The following is a 17,670-nucleotide window of genomic DNA, read 5'->3' on the forward strand; positions in this document are numbered from 1 at the left end:
CCCATGTCTCGTAAAAGACAAATAAAACTGTCCGCCTATTTGGTGGGAACCGGTATGCATGTAGCATCTTGGAGACATCCTGAAGCTCAGGCGGATGCCAGCATTGATATTGATTATTACAAACATTTGGCTCAAATTGCGGAGAGAGGGAAGTTCGATATTGCCTTTATTGCGGATAGCTTGGCTATCAATGAGGAATCGCACCCGAACATTTTGACCCGCTATGAACCTATCACCTTAATTACAGCGTTAGCAGGGGCAACCTCAAAGATCGGCGTTGTCGCGACAGCCTCCACCTCATACGTGGAGCCCTTTAATTTAGCGCGTCAATTCATGTCCGTCGATCATATCAGCAAGGGCAGAGCCGGTTGGAATATTGTAACGACTAGAGATTTGTCTGGGAATACAGCATTGAATTTCAATGGCAGTGAGCATTTTGAGCATAGCTATCGATATAAAAGGGCCGAAGAATTTATTGATGTGATCAAAGGCTTATGGGATTCATGGGAGGATGACGCCTTTATCCGTGACAAAGAAAGCGGGCAGTTTTTTGATCGCAGCAAGCTTCATAAGCTGGACCATGTAGGCGAGTTTTTCTCGGTGCAGGGGCCGTTAAATATTCATCGCTCCAAACAAGGCCATCCTGTTCTGGTGCAAGCCGGATCTTCGGAGCCTGGACAACTGTTTGCCGCCAGGAGCGCAGAGGTTATTTTTTCACATAAAAATAGCCTCGAGGACTCTCAAGAATTTTACCGTTCATTCAAAAGTAAGGTCGTCTCATTCGGCCGCTCCGCGGATGAAGTTCATATTCTACAAGGCATTTCGCCGATTATTGGGGAAACCGAGGAGATCGCGCAGCAGAAGCTTGACTACTTGGAATCTTTAATAACCGATGAAACAGGCTTAAAGTTTCTGACCGATTATTTCGGAGGCTTGGATTTGAGTGAGCATACGCTCCAAACCCGATCGCTTGATATTGGATTTGGCGAACTAACGGGTGTACGATTCGAATATGAGAAATTTCGTCCTTTCGTTATCAAAGAAAATCCTACCCTTAGAGAACTATACTCTTTGTTAACCGGGTCTTATACCGTCAACGACTTTGTAGGAACACCTGAAAAAATAGCCAATAATTTAGAAAAATGGTTTGTTGAAAGAGCAGTAGACGGCTTTATGCTGATGTCACCGCTTTTGCCGAGCAGTTTGGAGGATTTTGTAAATCTGGTCGTCCCACTTTTGCAGGAGAGAGGTTTATTCAGGACTGAATACGAAGGTGACACGCTTCGTGATCATTTGAATTTGCCGGTGCCCCAAAATCGGTATAGCTTAACACAGTCGGCATCCAATAAGTAACGATCCCCTTACAAGGAGGAAGAGCATGTTAAAGGATTTAGAAATATTTGAAGCCTCGCCAGCTCAAGTAGAAGAGGTGTTAGCGATATGGCTAGAAGCCGCTTATTGGATGCAGTCCAAAGGCATAGACCAATGGCGGCCTGAACATTTTAACCGAGATGTTGTTTTGGACTATTTTACCAATCGGCATATCTTTCTAGCGAAATATAACAATGAATATGTGGGAAGCTTTGCCCTCCAATGGTCCGATCCTAGCGTATGGGGGGATCTACATAACGAGGAATCCGGATATTTGCATCGGTTTGCGGTCCGTAGAACTCAGGCAGGACGCGGATTTGGCGGCTATTTTCTGGCATGGATCGAAGACTATGTGAAATCCAAAGACAAAAAATTCTTGAGACTCGATTGCATGGCTGCCAATGAGGTGTTGAACACATTTTATTGCAGCCATGATTTTCTTATAAAGGCACCTTTGACTTGAGTAATGGGAAGGTTAGCTGGCGAGGAAGCTTGTATGAGAAGGAATTATAAATACGGGTTTCGCAAATTAACTGTTGACTGTTGCAGATGTTATTAATAGAATTAATCAAGGGTAGTAATTCATACCAAATAACTAGGGATTAAAAGCGCTTGATGTTCCAGATATACTGGACATATATATCGCCCGTCAACGCATCCTCATAGCAGGATGAAGTAGAATGATAATTATTTAACCTTCGGATAATAAATACAGCTAACTCGACAACGAGAAGCAAACTGATTCAGTTTGTTTCTTGTTGTCTTTTTTGCATTTTCACATTTGGAGGCTGTTCCATGGCAACTACCCACACGAATCGTATGGCGCTGAGTAACACGACTAACGCGAGATGAAGGCGATTATCTGGCAGATGTTGAGCTTCGTACGGAGGACTTGAATAAATTGCGGGAGATTGTCTCGAAATATTGGTCAATAACCGAGGTGAAACCTCATGATGTTAAAGGGTTTCACCATGTCCGTATTGAGCTTTTACAGAAATAGGCGCGTTTAGAGAAGAACCAACAAACCTTTAAGTTTGCTGATTTTTGCGTTATAAACGCTGACTCATCCTATGCTGCTGCCTAAATTCATTCGGCGAGAAGCCCGTAAACCTTTTGAACATTCGGGATAAATAAGGCGTTTGCATGCCCAGTTGTTCGGCTATTTCGGCGATGGTCATATCTGAATGGAGGAGTAGTAGGTTGGCCTTTTGCATTCTCTTTTTATTGATGTAGACGATAGGTGAGACGCCGAGCATCGATTTGAAATAGTGTAAAAAATACTTCGGGTGAAAATGGACGAGTTGGGATAACATGTCCACTGTCATTTGTTCGGTCAGGTGCTTTTCGATATATTGCAGCACAATATACAGTTTATGGACGGATGGAATCGATGTCGTTTGGAGCGGATCTACCGTTGATCGTTCAATGAATCGTGATATCATATGAAATAATAACGATTTGACAATGAAAGGCGCAGCTAGCCCATCGCTCTCATGCTGGGTAATCAGTTCTTGGAATTGATTTTTTATCGTATCGTCATTTCTCATGGCGATGCAATGAGGTGTGATCAACAAATCAAACAAATTATTTTCCCCAACTGTTGCAGTAAAGTGACACCAATATGTTAAAAAAGGATTGCTCTCATTGGTTGAACAAGAGATACGCGTTCCGGCTGGCACCAGAAACAGCTCCCCTGGAACAGGGTAGTATTCGATATGATTGATTTTCAGCCAACCTTCTCCTTCCAGAAAAAAATAGAGCACGTTTTCTCCTTGGATGATGTTGGTACCGCCCCAGTCTGGCCTCACTCTCGTAAGAGCACCCGTCGACATGTGGATCTGTGTATTTGATAAATACGTACGAGCCAAATTCATTCTGCTGTTCACCTTTTTCATAAAGATAGCTTACTATTGTGCAAAAACTTCCTATTATTATATATTCATTTCCCCGTTTCCGCATCTTACAATGATATCAATCACATTGTTTGAAAGGGGATTACGATAATGAATCACACTATACTAGCCAAGCCAACGGAGCAGCAGCTTAAGTGGCAGGATATGGAATTCGGAATGTTTTGTCACTTTGGCATGAATACGTTTTGCGATCAGGAGTGGGGGGAAGGTACGGATTCGCCGGAGTTGTTTAACCCGACGCAGCTTGATGCTCTGCAGTGGGTGCGAACAGCCAAACAAGCGGGGTTTGCTTACTTTGTTTTAACGGCCAAGCACCATGATGGCTTCTGTTTATGGCCGACGGAAACGACCGATTATTCCGTTAAATCGAGCCCTTGGCGAAATGGACAAGGCGATGTCGTTCGAGAGGTTGCGGATGCGTGTAAGCAGGAGGGCATCCGTTTCGGTATCTATTTATCTCCGTGGGACCGACATGAACCGTGTTACTCGGACAAGGAGGCTTATGACGATTTCTATGCCGCTCAGCTTACGGAATTGCTAACGCAATATGGACCACTAGTCGAGCTTTGGTTCGATGGGGCCGGCTCTCATGGCAGGGAATACGACTGGCGACGCATCATGGGATTAGTGAAGCAGCATCAGCCGGATGCGATGGTCTTCAACATGGGGGCGCCCACGATCCGCTGGGTAGGCAATGAAGACGGCGTTGCGCCATATCCGTGCTGGAACACGGCAGAATCCGCGAAGCTAAGTATGTACACGCAAGATATGTCGGCATGGCTGCCGGAAACACCGGCATGGGTGCCCGCCGAGTGCGATGTGCCGATCCGCAAGGATCGCTGGTTCTGGCATCCGAATGACGAGCACACGCTTCGCTCGTTGGACAACTTACTCGATATTTACTATCGCTCAGTCGGACATGGCTGCACGCTTTTGCTAAACTTGGCTCCCGATAATCGGGGACTCTTGCCAGAGGCGGACGTTAACCGACTGCTTGAATTCACTGACGAAATCAAGAGAAGATTCTCTGACCCCATTGCTGCGACAGATGGAGAGGGAGATTCTGTAGTGTTGTCGTTTGAGGCAGAAACCGATGTCAATCACGTGATTTTGATGGAGGATATTGCCCACGGCGAACGCATCCGTTCTTATGTGATCGAAGCAGAGCAGCAAGGGCAATGGGGGGAACTGCTGAAAGGAAGTGCCATCGGCCACAAGAAAATCGATCGGTTTGATTCGGTACGTACCAAGCAGCTGCGGCTTCGAGTTACGGCTAGCGTGGACAAAGCTCTGATACGGAGTTTTGCCGGTTATCATTGCTGATTAGAATAAGGAAAAATCGATTCGGGTTTGTGTGGCTCAGCTCTAGGGCCCCGTACTCAGTTATACCAGGCACGACCATTTAGCTCGCGGAACGTAGATACCTTATTTTGCTCGAAACCGCTTATTTCCCGTTTTCGCGGAACGAGGAGCCGTTATTCTCCCGTTTTTGCGCTGTAAAAGCCGAAAAACACCAAAATAACGCCCCTACGTTCCGCGTACCAGCCCCGTATTGGCATAATCGCCGAAATAGCGGCACCTCGTTCCCCGCCAAACTAGATTAGCAGCTTATTATGTTCGAATTCGCTCCTGACCACTTGTGACAACCAGCATCTGCTTGTCTACTAGATGACGAAGGAGCGTTCTGGCATGTCTCGTGGTGACTTTAAGGTGATTATGCTCGCGGAACGTAGATACCTTATTTTGCTCGAAACGGCTTATTTCCCGTTTTCGCGGAACGAGGAGCCGTTATTCTCCCGTTTTCGCGCTATAAAAGCCGAAAAACACCAATATAACGCCACTACGTTCCGCGTACCAGCCCCATATTGGCATAATCGCCGAAATAGCGGCACCTCGTTCCCCGCCAAACTAGATTAGCAGTTTATATGTTCGAATTCGCTCCTGACCACTTGTGACAACCAGCATCTGCTTGTCTACTAGATGACGAAGGAGCGTTCTCGCATGTCTCGTGGTGACTTTAAGGTGATCCGCCAAATCAGCTGGGGTAAGGGGGCGAAGCAGCCTCCGAGCAAACCGCAAAGCTTCGCTTTCCAGCCACGACAAATCCTTCGGTACGCCTGTCGATACGAATTTTCCGACTAAGGAAAGCACTAGCTGCTGGCATTGTTTCGGTGTATCGGTTATCGATGAATAGGCGATTGGTATAACTACCCATCCGTCTAATGCTAGGTGACTGTGCCTTAGGCATAGGTCCTTGAATCTCCACGCTTCGATATCGCGAGCATGAGTGCCAAAGCCTTGCACTTCAATGACACCTTTAGCATCACCGGGCATGTAGGCAAGATCTAAATATCGATATCCATTGGAGAAGTCGCGCACCTCCCATTCGGGGTAAAGATGATTAAAGTTCCCGACGACGGGGTACCAAATCGTGCGCAAAAATTCCATCTCCGCGTGGCCTAGCCCTTTTTCCAGATGTTCCCGTCTTCTCCCGTTCGATTCTGCTTCCACCTGCTGCTGCAAAAACTGCTCAAATGCTTGTTCAAATTTCAAGCCATATTATCCTCCATCGTACCGGCCCTAAATAAAAACGCCGCCCCAATCCACGAACGCAAAGTAACAAATTTACTTGGCTTTTCATGAGATTAAGAGCGGCGTGTGCTTCACGACCATCTTACAACCAGTATATATAAATAATTCTCCTCCGCTAGAGGGGCTATGGAAGATACAGAGCAGCTAGAGGTACGAAAGTCATTTACACAGATTCTGTATCATATATCTTTTAGAATGAGTATACAAAGAACGCCAGCAATGAGAGGAGTCAATGAAATGGAAACTCCGAGACGGAATCAAGGTACGTTCGGAAATGTGCCTCAGCCCATTCGAAATGACGGCGCAGGAGGGATGGATGCCGGCCCCCGGGATGTGATGAGGGATATGGAAAACCCTGACATGCTGGTTCCGCCTGTAACGGATTCAGGCTTACTTCCTAACATGAAGTTTTCATTCTCTGACACTTCGATGACGTTAAATCACGGGGGATGGTCACGGGAAATCACCGTCAGGGAACTACCCATTGCGACCACGCTTGCAGGTGTAAATATGAGCTTGACCCCCGGTGGCGTCCGGGAATTGCATTGGCATCAACAAGCTGAATGGTCCTATATGATTTTGGGACGGGCGCGAATTACTTCCATCGATTCAGAAGGGCGAAATTTCATAGCCGACGTAGGCCCCGGCGACCTGTGGTACTTTCCTCCAGGACTGCCACACTCCATTCAAGGGTTGGAGCACTGCGAATTCTTGCTCGTTTTTGATGACGGGAACTTTTCAGACCTTAACACCTTATCGATCTCCGATTGGTTTGCACACACACCCAAAGATGTACTATCGGCCAATTTCGGAGTCCCTACGAGTGCCTTTAATCATATTCCTTCCGGGCAGGTTTATATCTATCAAGACAAGATTCCTGGTCCGCTGGAAAATGAGAAGGTACAGTCCCCTTACGGAACTATCCCCCTGAGCTTCAAGCATCAGCTACTAGCGCAAACACCAATCAAAACATCTGGCGGCAGTGTACGAATCGTAGACTCTTCTAATTTTCCTATATCTAAAAATATCGCAGCGGCGCTAGTTGAGATTGAACCGGGTGCAATGAGAGAACTGCATTGGCATCCGAATAACGACGAGTGGCAGTATTACCTTACCGGACAGGGACGCATGACGGTATTTGCTGGTAATGGTACAGCCCGTACATTTGATTATAGAGCAGGTGATGTCGGCTATGTACCATTTGCTACTGGGCACTATATTCAAAATACCGGTAATCAAACGTTATGGTTTTTGGAAATGTTCAAGAGCGACCGATTTGTTGACGTGTCGTTGAATCAATGGATGGCTCTTACTCCTCGTAATCTGGTTAGAAACAATTTGCATGTTGGACCCGAACTATTGGATGCGCTGCGCAAAGAGGAATGGCCCGTCGTCAAATATCCGGGGTTTTCTTATTATCCTAAGTAACGGTCGAAATAGGTGAAGATACAATGCTGCACTTCAAGTAGGAGTTTTTGAAAATGATGTCGAAATATATCTACTTACAGGTATCGCTAATTTTTGGGGGTAAAACGAATGAATCGCAAAAAAACGCTTTGGACATTGATCGTGTCACAAATCGTGTACGTCTTGTTTGTATTGGTTTGGCTATTTGTAGCAGGAATGTCGGTCATGATGTTCGACCATCCTGATGCGGTAAGTGATGTGAAGACTTGGCTGATTTTTTCTTATATTGTCATTTACCCGTTAGGACTTCTGGCCGCGCTAATTGCGGGATGGATTCTTTTTTCCCGCCGGAGGTATAAGGCTTCGCTGATCTGGAACTGTCTTCCGCTGCTCTGGATCGTGCCCTTGCTGGGCTTTTTGGCCTATGCGAATTTTTGAACCCATAAGCGCGGGGCTTTAGCGAGTATTAGCAAATAAGAAGGATAAACAAAAAGACACCGTAAAGGTGTCTTTTTGCATGTATTACATGGAAAATCGCCAGATCCCTTCCGGCAGAGGGTGAGTAAGGCTTTTGGTTCCGTCAAACATGGCCCGGTGTAAGCTTGAGCCGCTTGACTAATCCGGTTAAAAAGTATAAAAGTACGTGCATGCTAATCCGTGTCGTCCGGTCTCGTGTATCTCGGTTCGGGTCCACGCAAACCATGTCCATAGCCACGACGCGATCCCAAGCCCCGAGCACTTCCGCGCAATAAAACAAGTCAAGCGGGGAGAGGCCGCCCGGTCCGATTGCTGGCACTCCAGGCACATCCGACTGATCGAGAACATCGATGTCGAACGTGGCGTATACCACATCGACGTTCATCTTAAGCCTGGCAATCGCTTCTTCTAGAATCGTCTGAATGCCGCGTTCTCGAACCTGCTTCGCCGTGTATAGAGTAACACCTTGTTGTTCGGCGTAGGTGCGGTACTGTTTGGAATTGGCGAAGCTGCGGAGGCCGATGGTCACGACGTCCTCGCCCCGCAAGACGCCGGTTTCCATAAGACTGCGAACAGGAGTCCCGTTCGATCTTCCCCCGGAAGCGGTGTCCCGCACATCGAGATGGGCGTCGAATTGGATCAACCCGATCCGTTCACCGCGAGTGCGTTGCAGACCTGTCAGTGCTGGATACGTGATCGAATGGTCGCCGCCGATTAAACAAGGAACGACGGTCGGGAACCGTCTAGCGACTTCTTGGAATGCTTGTTCGATATTATGGTGGCATTGTGGAATATCGGTCGTATGCATGACGATGTCGCCGAGGTCGCGGACGCGCAGCGGCAGCAGATCCAGATCGTCTTCGAAGTTATAAGTTGTGAACGCGCTGAATAACTGGCGGAATACGGTCGGATGCATATGGGCGCCGGAGAAGCTGATCGAGCTCTTCGACAGCGGCGCACCGATAAGGGCCGCGTGAAACAATTCGGCGCCGTCCCATTCGGTGATCCAATCACTGAGCCGGGTCACGTTAGGATCTCCTTGACCGGGCGTATATACGAGACTTGGCCGCTGTACATAAGGGATTTGGTTCATCATGAATGCCTCCTATCTGGAATCGAAGCCGCTACTTTCTTCATATCAGTTGTTTTGCAGCACCTGGCTCAAAAATGTTTGCGTGCGCGGATGCGACGGGTTCGTAAAAATGACCGAGGGCGCTCCTTCTTCGAGAATAACGCCGCCATCCATGACGACAACCCGATCGGCCACGTCGCGGGCGAATCCCATCTCGTGCGTCACGATGATCATCGTCATCCCTTCTTGCGCCAGATTGCGCATCACCTGAAGCACTTCTCCCACCGTTTCTGGATCAAGAGCGGATGTAGGTTCGTCGAACAGCATTACCTTCGGCTTCATGGCAAGTGCGCGGGCAATCGCGACGCGCTGCTTCTGACCGCCGGACAGACTCGATGGACGGGCATTCGCCTTTTCCTCCAAACCGACCTTGCGGAGCAGTTCGAGTGCCAGAAGTTCCGCTTCCTCTTTGCGTATGCCGCGCAATGAAATTGGAGCCAGCGTGATGTTCTGCAGCACCGACATGTGCGGGTAAAGGTTGAATGATTGAAAAACCATTCCTACTTCCTGCCTCATCGTATTCAATTCGCTTTGCGGCATCTCCCGGGACTCTCCGCCAGCCGAAATGCGGCCGATTGCCTTTCCTTCGATGAACACGTTCCCTTCTTCGAACGTCTCCAAATAGTTGATGCAGCGCAGCAGCGTGCTTTTTCCCGAACCGGAAGGTCCGAGGATGACCACGACTTCCCCGCGATTCACCTGAAGATCCACACCTCGCAGCACGCGGTTGCTGCCGAACGTTTTGTGTAAGCCGTTAATTCGTATCATCGCATGTCATCTCCTGTGCTCAGACGTTTCTCCAACTTCATCCCGATGAATCCGATAATGTTGTTGACCACGTAATAAAGAATGGCGACAGCAATCAAAAATTCCAGCGTCTTGTACGTATCAGCGATCAGGATATTCGCCTGCCGGAACAGCTCCACCACCGTGATCGTGGACAGCAGTGACGAGTTTTTGGTCAACGAAATCAGCTCGTTGGTCATCGGCGCCAACATCCGGATAACCGCTTGCGGAATGATGATCTTCCGCATCGTTTGCGCATAGGAGAAGCCGATCGATCGGCCGGCTTCCATTTGTCCCCGGTCAATCGATTGGATGGTGCTGCGGATGATTTGCGACGAGTAGGCGCCGCCGTACATTGCCAAGGCTATGATGCCGGACACCCACGGGACCGTATCGATACCGAACAGGATCGGCAAGCCATAGTATAAGAGGAAAAGCTGGACGAGCAGCGGCGTTCCCCGGAACCAGGAAAGATAGGCGAGGGACAAGTACCTGATCGGTCTGTTTTTGGCCATTTGCCCAAACGAAATGATCGTTCCGACCACGATGCTAAGCGTAAACCCCGCTAGCGTGTAAGCAACCGTATACCATAACGACTTCAGAAGGAGACGAATGTTTTGCCATTCCGCTAGGATGCTAAAATCAAGATGCTGCATGGTCAACCCTCATTTCCAGTTATTCAAACCACTTTTTGAAGATTTCGTTGTATTTGCCGTTCGCTTTTATTTTCACGAGCGCTTCGTTAACGGCTTTCTGGAATTCCGGATTATCTTTACGGATACCGTACCCATAAAATTCTTGCGTCAGTCCTTTAGGCAGCACTTTCACTGTGCCTTTTTCTTTCGCGTACGTCATGGCAGCAGGTCCACCAGTTACGACAGCTTCGACTTTGCCAGTTTCGAGCTCTAGGAACATCTCGGTGTTCTTCTCGACCTTTACCAGCGGGATGTCCTTGTAGTTCTCTTCTAAAAATTTGACGGATTTGGTGCCGATTTGCACAGCTACTTTCTTGCCTTTCAAATCTTCGATGCCTTTGATCTTGTCATTGTCCTTTTTGAGCATGATCGTCAGACCGCCCGGGAAGTAGGTGTCGGAGAAATCGATTGTCTGTTTGCGTTCGTCGGTAATGTACATGGCGGAAACGATCAAGTCGAATTTCTTGGCCTGCAAGCCTGGAATCAGGCCCTTGAACTCCGTGTCAACGAATTCCACTTTATCCGCACCCAGTTCTTTGGCAACCGCTTGAATGAGCTCGATGTCAAAACCATCGTATTTGTCGCCCGATTTGAATTCGAACGGCTTGAAAGTCGCATCGGTACCGACTGTCAACGTTTTGTTCTTTGCGATTTTTTGCAGCACTTCGTCCGTGCTGACTTTCGCTGATGCATTCGCCGTTTTGGCCTGTTCGCTCGGGGCCGGATTCGATTTCCCGCCACCGCAAGCGGTTGCAATAATCGTTAGTAAGCACAGGATCGTGAGAAGCATTACTTTTTTCGTTTGGTAAGTCATTGTTTTTTCCCCCATTTTGATTTGATAGTTATTGCATATCTCTTATTTAGCAAATATCATGCCAAGCATTTGATAGAGAGAAAAATAGGAGTGTTTATAAGGGGTTTCAAATACACCTGGCGATTACGAGAGAATTCGCTAGGTGAGACAAAAGCGGCAGTTTTTGCCGCAGCGGTAGATTTTGCCGCCCTTTGATTCGCCACAATGCTCCAGCTAACGACAAAAAGAGCTGAATAACCAACACCAAGAGGCTGCCGCAGGATCGATCGGCAGCCTTGCTATTGGGCAGTAATTTTATATCCCTATGAACTGAAAAACCCACCTGCTTATATCAAAAGTGATACATTTACTAGACTTACGCGACATAATTCTGGCATATGATCGAAACTCTAGTCATCTCTTCACTTCTACCGGAACAAAACTAAGATTTGGTCTTCATCCGTTCGTTCCAGAACACGGTAACCTGAACTGGCTCTTGTGGCAATCCCAGCATGATTAGGTCTGCAGTAACTGTTGGGTTCACAGGTTCCGTCATCCCGAACGAGAAGTTTGCCTAAAAGTCCTACTGCAACCCATTCCGGCCGCTTTAAGCGCGGAACGTACTCCTGCTGTGGATCCCAATTCGGATTGAGAACAGGATGAAGCTCAGTTCGTCCTGGAATCAGACCTCTTTCGGAATCGTCCGTATGTACAGATAGAGTGACTTCCCGGTATTGAACTCTTCCCCATTTATCAGTAAGATATTTCTTTTGCCAGTGCATTTCTCCACTATCTCCAATAATTCCCGGGGTTGCGCTTGTGATGCCCACGATATAGTCGTCATCGGAGGAAGAGTACCGAATTTTCTTTCTAACGACAGACACAAAGTAACCTGGCTCAATCGGCTTGCCGTCAATGGTTTCGAATAATTCTGCATAATCCGCTCCACCTGGTACAAACGCGCCGTCCACATGCATGTTACCTGTAGAAGCGAGCCATTTCGCGCCAAGGCCATGAGCATTAGAGCTAGTTCCGTTACCTATGAACCAGGAATAAGCTTCCTGCGCGGTGCCGTTGCGGCCCATGATGTGGGCGCCTGCGAATCCGCCTGCGCTAGTATTCAAGCCTTCAGCATGAGAAGATTCGCCATTGGCAAGTGTCCCGATACCTTCAGCGTGGGAGGCATTTCCGCTTGCAGTGGTCTGTGATCCTTCCGCATGCGCTGCGACACCGCTGGCCGTTGTTGTGGTTCCCTCGGCATGAGCAGCATCTTTATTAGCGATAGTCGCGTATCCCTCGGCATGCGACCCATTGCCGCTGGCGATAGTACTGACGCCTTCAGCATGGGCCGACTCGGCGGTCGCCTGGGTCAGCGCCCCTTCGGCATGTGCGGAATCCTTAGTTGCCGCGGTTTGATACCCTTCGGCATGAGCGGCATTAGCGATCGCTTTAGTATCCTGGCCTTCTGCGTGAGCGGCCGACCCGCTGGCAATGGTGTTGCCGCCTTCTGCATGAGAGGCATTCCCGCTGGCCTTGGTTTGATACCCTTCCGCGTGCGCAGCCGGACTGCTGGCGATGGAACCGATGCCTTCAGAGTGGGAAGCCTCACCGTCGGCATGAGTGTTGCCGCCTTCCGCATGAGAGGCATTTCCGCTGGCCACAGAGTTGGTTCCTTCCGCGTGGGAAGAAGGTCCGCTCGATGTCGTATTAAACCCTTCTGCCGTAGAACAAGTACCTGTTTGATTTTGGTTACAAGGCAAGAACTATTCCCCCTTTACATTTTGAATATTTGCTTGATTCGACTCGAATGCCAAATCTATCGATGCAGGTGGCACGTAATCCTCGATATGTCCGATTACAAGCGGTAATTCCCGTCCGATCATTATACAGAGTCGACATCATATCCTATCCATATGTCCGATCGGATCAGCGCATGAATCTTGAACCCGAATTTGTATGCACCCGGACTCCCTGCATGAATGTAGGTAATAATTCTTTGCTAGTCTCGATTCATATACAACTGAGCAAGGTAGGAACACAGGAAGTAACGGGTGAATCGTGAAATTTCCCGAATTGAGATATAATACTGACTATCCATGATAGAGAGGGGATGTAAGGATAATGCGCAGAGATGGTCTTGTTACTGGCATTCCACTTCTCTGTATAGCGCTTGCCATGTTTGCGGCTACCTTCTGCTTCCCGGTTGTCACGGGCGCCGCCGATGAAACGCCATCCGAGCCGAGGCAAGTGATTCGCATTGCCGGCGATAACTGGTTTCCTCCGTTCGAATTCGATGTCAACGGTACATTTCAAGGTTTTAATGTCGATATGATGAACGCGCTTTCCATAGAAACAGGGATTACGTTCGAGTTCTATCCGATGCCGTGGAGCGAAGCGTTGAAGGCGCTAGAAGCAGGTCGGGTGGACGCCATCCAAGGGATGAAATACAGCAAGGAGCGTGCATCACTATATGCGTACTCTGAACCGTATTTTACAAGTACGCAGGCGATCTTCGTGTTGAAGGACAATTATTCCGTGTTTTCGCTGGATGACTTGCAGCACCGGAAAATAGCCGTACAGGAAGGCGATATTAGCGGGGAAGCGTTGCAACGGCTTCCTAATGCCGTCGTACTTGCTGGGGAAAATCAGGAAGAGGCAATCCAGATGCTGCTGGAGCACAAAGTGGACGCTTTTATCGGCAATCAAATTACCGGTCAATATTTGCTGCAATCGGATGGTCAACAGGACAAGGTGAAGCTCGTCGGCGATCCGATTTCGCCTACCAACTATGGCATGGTCGTCCTGAAGCGGAACGAACAGCTGCTTGAGCCGATCAATACAGGGCTGCGGAAAATTAAAACAAACGGTATTTACCCGAAAATCGAACGCAAATGGTTCGGTGAATATATCTATCCGTCGCCTCGCAATATCCGCGGCCTGCTTACTTATTTTATCATCGGTCTGGTCGCCATAACTTGCGTGCTGCTCATTATTTTGTGGTGGAATTTTACGCTGAAGAAAGAGTTGAAGAAGCGCGTCGACACGTACAAAAAAACGCTGGACGAGCTTGCGCGTAAAGATAGGATGCAATCGTTAGGCCAATTAGTCGCAGGGATTGCCCACGAAATCCGCAATCCGATTACGTCCATTTTATCCTATGCCCAGCTCCTGCCAACCAAATACGAAAACAAGGAATACCGCGAGTTTTTTGCGCAGCACGTGACTGGGGAAGTGATGCGGTTGAACCGGATCGTCGGCGAACTGCTGGACTTTGCGCGTGACAAGCCGCCAGAGAAAACAACTTTCTGCATCGCTGAAACCGTTCAAGCCGTCGTACTGCTTTTCCATCAGCTGTTCGAGAACCAACGGATCGTCGTCCGGCTTGAAGTGCCGGAGTCTTGCGTTGTCTGGGCAGATGCCCAGCAAATCAAGCAGGTGCTGATCAATTTGTTCAAAAATGCGATCGATGCGATGGAGGACGGCGGAGAGCTGCAGATAATGGCTTACAGCGATGGTCCCCATGTCATAATGACGATTGAAGATACTGGAGAAGGCATCGATCCCAGGGATTTGGCGAATATTTATGAACCTTTTTTTACGCGAAAAGCCGGAGGGGTCGGACTTGGGCTGTCGATTTGCTACCGACTGATGGCCGAGAACAACGGGGGGATCGAAGTGGAAAGCAAGAAGGGAACCGGAACTAAGGTGACGCTGAAATTACCGGGCGAGCTGGGGGAGAGCGAACATGCATAAACCGAATTTGCTTATTATTGATGACGAAATCTCGATTTGCAAATCGTTGTCGTTTATTTTGGAAGACGATTATCAAGTGTATACGTCCGTTGATCCTGACGAGGCGGTCGCTTTGTTCGCGCATCTTTCGTTTGCGATCGTTCTCTTAGATCTGCGAATCGGCATGAGGGACGGCATCGAGGTGCTGCGGATGGTCAAACAAATGTCACCTAAGACGGTCGTCATCATGATGACCGCGTACGGCAGCATCGCTTCCGCCGTTGAGGCGATGAAGCTCGGCGCATTCTATTATGTGCAGAAGCCAATCGATATGGAGGAGCTCAAGGTGCTCTGCGGCAGAGCGCAGGAGCAGTATCACCTTCAATCAAGGGTGGAATGGCTCGACGGAGAAATCCGCAAAGCGTACGACGTGCACGGTCTGATCGGGGAAAGCGATCGGATGAAGCACGTGTTTGCGCTTATCGATAAAGTGAAGAACATCGATTCTGGCGTACTGATCTTGGGGGAAAGCGGGACGGGAAAAGAACTGGTCGCCCGTGCCGTCCATTTTGCAGGGGAGCGGCGGGAGCAGGTATTTTCCACGACTAATTGCGCCGCCATTCCCGCCAATTTGATGGAGTCCGAGCTGTTCGGCTATGAAAAAGGCGCGTTTACAGGCGCGAATGTACGCAAAGCTGGCATTTTCGAGACAGCAGACGGTGGTACTTTGTTTCTCGACGAAATCGGTGAGCTCGACATCGGGTTGCAAAGCAAGCTGCTGCGGGTGCTGCAAGAGAAGACGGTGACGCCAATCGGAGGGCATAAAGAGAAGCGGATCGATGTTCGGATCATTGCCGCAACGAACCGGGATTTGAAGAAAGAAGTGCAGCAGGGCAAATTCAGGGAAGATTTGTATTACCGGTTGAACGTCATTCCGATCCAAGTTCCCCCACTCCGTGAGCGCAAGGAAGATATCCCGCTGCTAATCCGACATTTTATGGACAAAATCGGTGGAAAGATGTCCAAGCAAATAAAGGGCATCTCGCAGGAAGCGCTCAATCTGCTGAACGACTATCCTTTTCCCGGCAATGTGCGGGAGCTTCAAAACATTATCGAGCGTTCTATCGCACTCGCCGACGGCGAACATTTGACGATCCGAGATATGCCGATGGACCTTCAGCCCCAGCGTGAACAAACGACAGACGGTCGGCTCGTTCCCGTTTATGTAGGCGATACCGCTTTAGAGGCGGAGAGAAAGCTCATATTGGCAACGCTTCGGGAGCTTGGCGGAAACCGCCGCAAAACAGCCGACATGCTGGATATCGGCGAGCGTACGCTGCGGGACAAGATGTCTAAATATAAAGAGGAGGGGTCATTTCCATAACTTGTGGGAGTGCCGCTTGAGGATGGAGAGTCCCCTTCAAACTAAGATATCGCTTTTGCCACAAGTTTCACGGTCATGATCTGATGAATCAATAAGAGAGGCCCGAAAAGAACCTCTCAGCAGCAAGTGAAGCGAATAAAAGCTGGTCGCGACTTGAGAGGTCGAAAATAGACCGTTTTTTAGTTTATATTAATTGAATTAGAATGGTACCGGAAGCAGTTGGTGGATCGATTCAACACTTAAATTTCACGTCCAGGTTGCTTTTTTGTAGTAAGCAAAGTAGTGTTAAGTTGTACTAAATTGTGCGAAAAATGATATCCCTCATTCAATTTGAAAAAAAGGTGAGTGTCATGGAGAAAACAAGGTTACTCCGTAAACTGGGAAGCACGAATTTAGAACTTTCACCACTTGGACTTGGCTGCTGGCAATTTAGCAATGGGCAAGGGGTAGTAGGCAAGTTTTGGCCTGTGCTGGGTGCCGATGATGTGCTGAAGATCGTTAAGATTAGCCTTGAAGGCGGCATCAATTGGTTTGATACAGCGGAAGTGTATGGTAAAGGACAATCGGAGCAAATGCTTTCGAAAGCTCTCCGAGATTCAGGGTCTTTGGCGGATGACACTCGAATTGCTACGAAATGGTGGCCGATTTTTCGCACAGCCGGAAGCATTGTAAGTACAATCGATGAGCGCATTCGATACTTAGATAATCGCACGATCCATCTGCATCAAGTACATCAGCCTTACTCATTCTCCTCTGTAGCAAGTGAAATGAAAGCCATGGCTCAACTGGTCAAAACCGGTAAAATTCAAAACGTGGGCGTGAGTAATTATTCGGCAAAGCAAATGCGGGAGGCTCACCGAGTACTGAAGGAGCATGGACTTCCTTTAGCATCCAATCAAGTGAAGTACAGCTTGTTAGATCGGCGTATTGAACAGAATGGGATTATGGAGACAGCTAAAGAGTTAGGGATTGCAATTATTGCTTACTCTCCATTAGAGCAAGGAATTCTGAGCGGTAAATTCCATAAGAATCCTGATCTCGTGAAAGAGATAATGGGTCCTAGGAAATGGACGTCTTCTTTTAAACAATCAGGACTTCAGAAATCAAAGCCTCTCATCGATCACTTGGAAGAGCTAGCTGTTCATTACGATGCTTCTCCAACACAAATCGCATTGAATTGGATGATTAACGCTCACGGAGAAACAGTATTTGCCATTCCCGGTGCTTCTAAAATTCATCATGCTCAAGAAAATGTAAAAGCCATGCAATTTAAGCTTACTGCTAATGAAATCCAAACAATCAGCGAAATATCGAGCAACGTAATCCGATAATAAACATACAGAAAAGAACTGAACCCATAATGCCATGGAGCTCAGTTTTTTTGTTTT

The 17,670-nt window shown here is 48.3% G+C and carries 16 protein-coding genes; 9 read left to right on the forward strand and 7 right to left on the reverse strand.

What is annotated here, in order from left to right; all coding sequences use genetic code 11:
- Positions 1 to 3: 3 nt before the first annotated feature.
- Positions 4 to 1,353, forward strand: coding sequence for an LLM class flavin-dependent oxidoreductase (locus NYR53_RS06420; RefSeq protein WP_261304431.1), 1,350 nt, complete (start codon positions 4 to 6; stop codon positions 1,351 to 1,353).
- Between the two features lie 25 nt (positions 1,354 to 1,378).
- The gene (locus NYR53_RS06425; protein WP_261304432.1) at positions 1,379 to 1,834 is read left to right on the forward strand and encodes a GNAT family N-acetyltransferase; all 456 of its coding nucleotides are present in this window, start codon (positions 1,379 to 1,381) and stop codon (positions 1,832 to 1,834) included.
- A gap of 586 nt (positions 1,835 to 2,420) precedes the next feature.
- On the opposite strand, the gene NYR53_RS06430 is transcribed toward NYR53_RS06425, so the two are convergent.
- Entirely contained in the window at positions 2,421 to 3,266 is an 846-nt protein-coding gene (locus NYR53_RS06430; protein WP_261304433.1) for an AraC family transcriptional regulator, read from the reverse strand.
- Positions 3,267 to 3,374: 108 nt separating this feature from the next.
- On the opposite strand from NYR53_RS06430, the gene NYR53_RS06435 reads away from it, so the two are divergent.
- Together NYR53_RS06435 and NYR53_RS06440 are read left to right on the forward strand one after the other, a co-directional pair.
- A complete protein-coding gene (locus NYR53_RS06435) occupies positions 3,375 to 4,607 on the forward strand; it encodes an alpha-L-fucosidase (protein WP_261304434.1) in 1,233 nt (410 codons plus the stop codon).
- Between the two features lie 366 nt (positions 4,608 to 4,973).
- Complete coding sequence (locus NYR53_RS06440) at positions 4,974 to 5,201, forward strand: hypothetical protein (RefSeq protein WP_261304435.1); 228 nt, start codon at positions 4,974 to 4,976, stop codon at positions 5,199 to 5,201.
- Here the strand turns inward: NYR53_RS06440 and NYR53_RS06445 are convergent.
- Positions 5,193 to 5,837 (reverse strand): transcriptional regulator, encoded by a 645-nt coding sequence (locus NYR53_RS06445; RefSeq protein ID WP_261304436.1) that lies wholly within the window; start codon positions 5,835 to 5,837, stop codon positions 5,193 to 5,195. The genes NYR53_RS06440 and NYR53_RS06445 overlap by 9 nt on opposite strands.
- 276 nt (positions 5,838 to 6,113) lie before the next feature.
- Here NYR53_RS06445 and NYR53_RS06450 point away from each other — a divergent pair, with 276 nt between their 5' ends.
- Positions 6,114 to 7,304: an oxalate decarboxylase family bicupin gene (locus tag NYR53_RS06450; RefSeq protein ID WP_261304437.1), complete on the forward strand. Its 1,191-nt coding sequence runs from the start codon at positions 6,114 to 6,116 to the stop codon at positions 7,302 to 7,304.
- A 108-nt stretch (positions 7,305 to 7,412) separates the two neighbouring features.
- On the forward strand, positions 7,413 to 7,721 hold the full coding sequence (locus NYR53_RS06455) for a hypothetical protein (protein ID WP_261304438.1): 309 nt from the start codon (positions 7,413 to 7,415) through the stop codon (positions 7,719 to 7,721).
- Between the two features lie 142 nt (positions 7,722 to 7,863).
- Here NYR53_RS06455 and NYR53_RS06460 read toward each other — a convergent pair whose 3' ends face one another.
- From NYR53_RS06460 to NYR53_RS06480, 5 genes are all read right to left on the reverse strand, one after another.
- On the reverse strand, positions 7,864 to 8,856 hold the full coding sequence (locus NYR53_RS06460; RefSeq protein ID WP_261304439.1) for an agmatinase family protein: 993 nt from the start codon (positions 8,854 to 8,856) through the stop codon (positions 7,864 to 7,866).
- 42 nt (positions 8,857 to 8,898) lie between these two features.
- Complete coding sequence (locus tag NYR53_RS06465; protein WP_261304440.1) at positions 8,899 to 9,660, reverse strand: amino acid ABC transporter ATP-binding protein; 762 nt, start codon at positions 9,658 to 9,660, stop codon at positions 8,899 to 8,901.
- Positions 9,657 to 10,334: an amino acid ABC transporter permease gene (locus NYR53_RS06470; RefSeq protein WP_261304441.1), complete on the reverse strand. Its 678-nt coding sequence runs from the start codon at positions 10,332 to 10,334 to the stop codon at positions 9,657 to 9,659. The genes NYR53_RS06465 and NYR53_RS06470 overlap by 4 nt, the downstream gene beginning before the upstream one ends.
- A 19-nt stretch (positions 10,335 to 10,353) precedes the next feature.
- Complete coding sequence (locus NYR53_RS06475) at positions 10,354 to 11,202, reverse strand: transporter substrate-binding domain-containing protein (RefSeq protein WP_261304442.1); 849 nt, start codon at positions 11,200 to 11,202, stop codon at positions 10,354 to 10,356.
- A gap of 392 nt (positions 11,203 to 11,594) precedes the next feature.
- Positions 11,595 to 12,926: a peptidase G2 autoproteolytic cleavage domain-containing protein gene (locus tag NYR53_RS06480; protein WP_261304443.1), complete on the reverse strand. Its 1,332-nt coding sequence runs from the start codon at positions 12,924 to 12,926 to the stop codon at positions 11,595 to 11,597.
- A gap of 361 nt (positions 12,927 to 13,287) precedes the next feature.
- On the opposite strand from NYR53_RS06480, the gene NYR53_RS06485 reads away from it, so the two are divergent.
- From NYR53_RS06485 to NYR53_RS06495, 3 genes are all read left to right on the forward strand, one after another.
- On the forward strand, positions 13,288 to 14,919 hold the full coding sequence (locus NYR53_RS06485) for a transporter substrate-binding domain-containing protein (RefSeq protein WP_261304444.1): 1,632 nt from the start codon (positions 13,288 to 13,290) through the stop codon (positions 14,917 to 14,919).
- Entirely contained in the window at positions 14,912 to 16,282 is a 1,371-nt protein-coding gene (locus NYR53_RS06490; RefSeq protein WP_261304445.1) for a sigma-54-dependent transcriptional regulator, read from the forward strand. Before NYR53_RS06485 ends, NYR53_RS06490 begins: the two co-directional genes overlap by 8 nt.
- 350 nt (positions 16,283 to 16,632) lie before the next feature.
- On the forward strand, positions 16,633 to 17,613 hold the full coding sequence (locus tag NYR53_RS06495; protein WP_261304446.1) for an aldo/keto reductase: 981 nt from the start codon (positions 16,633 to 16,635) through the stop codon (positions 17,611 to 17,613).
- Positions 17,614 to 17,670 lie beyond the last annotated feature (57 nt).

The organism is Paenibacillus andongensis (assembly GCF_025369935.1).
GTDB classification, from domain to species: domain Bacteria; phylum Bacillota; class Bacilli; order Paenibacillales; family NBRC-103111; genus Paenibacillus_E; species Paenibacillus_E andongensis.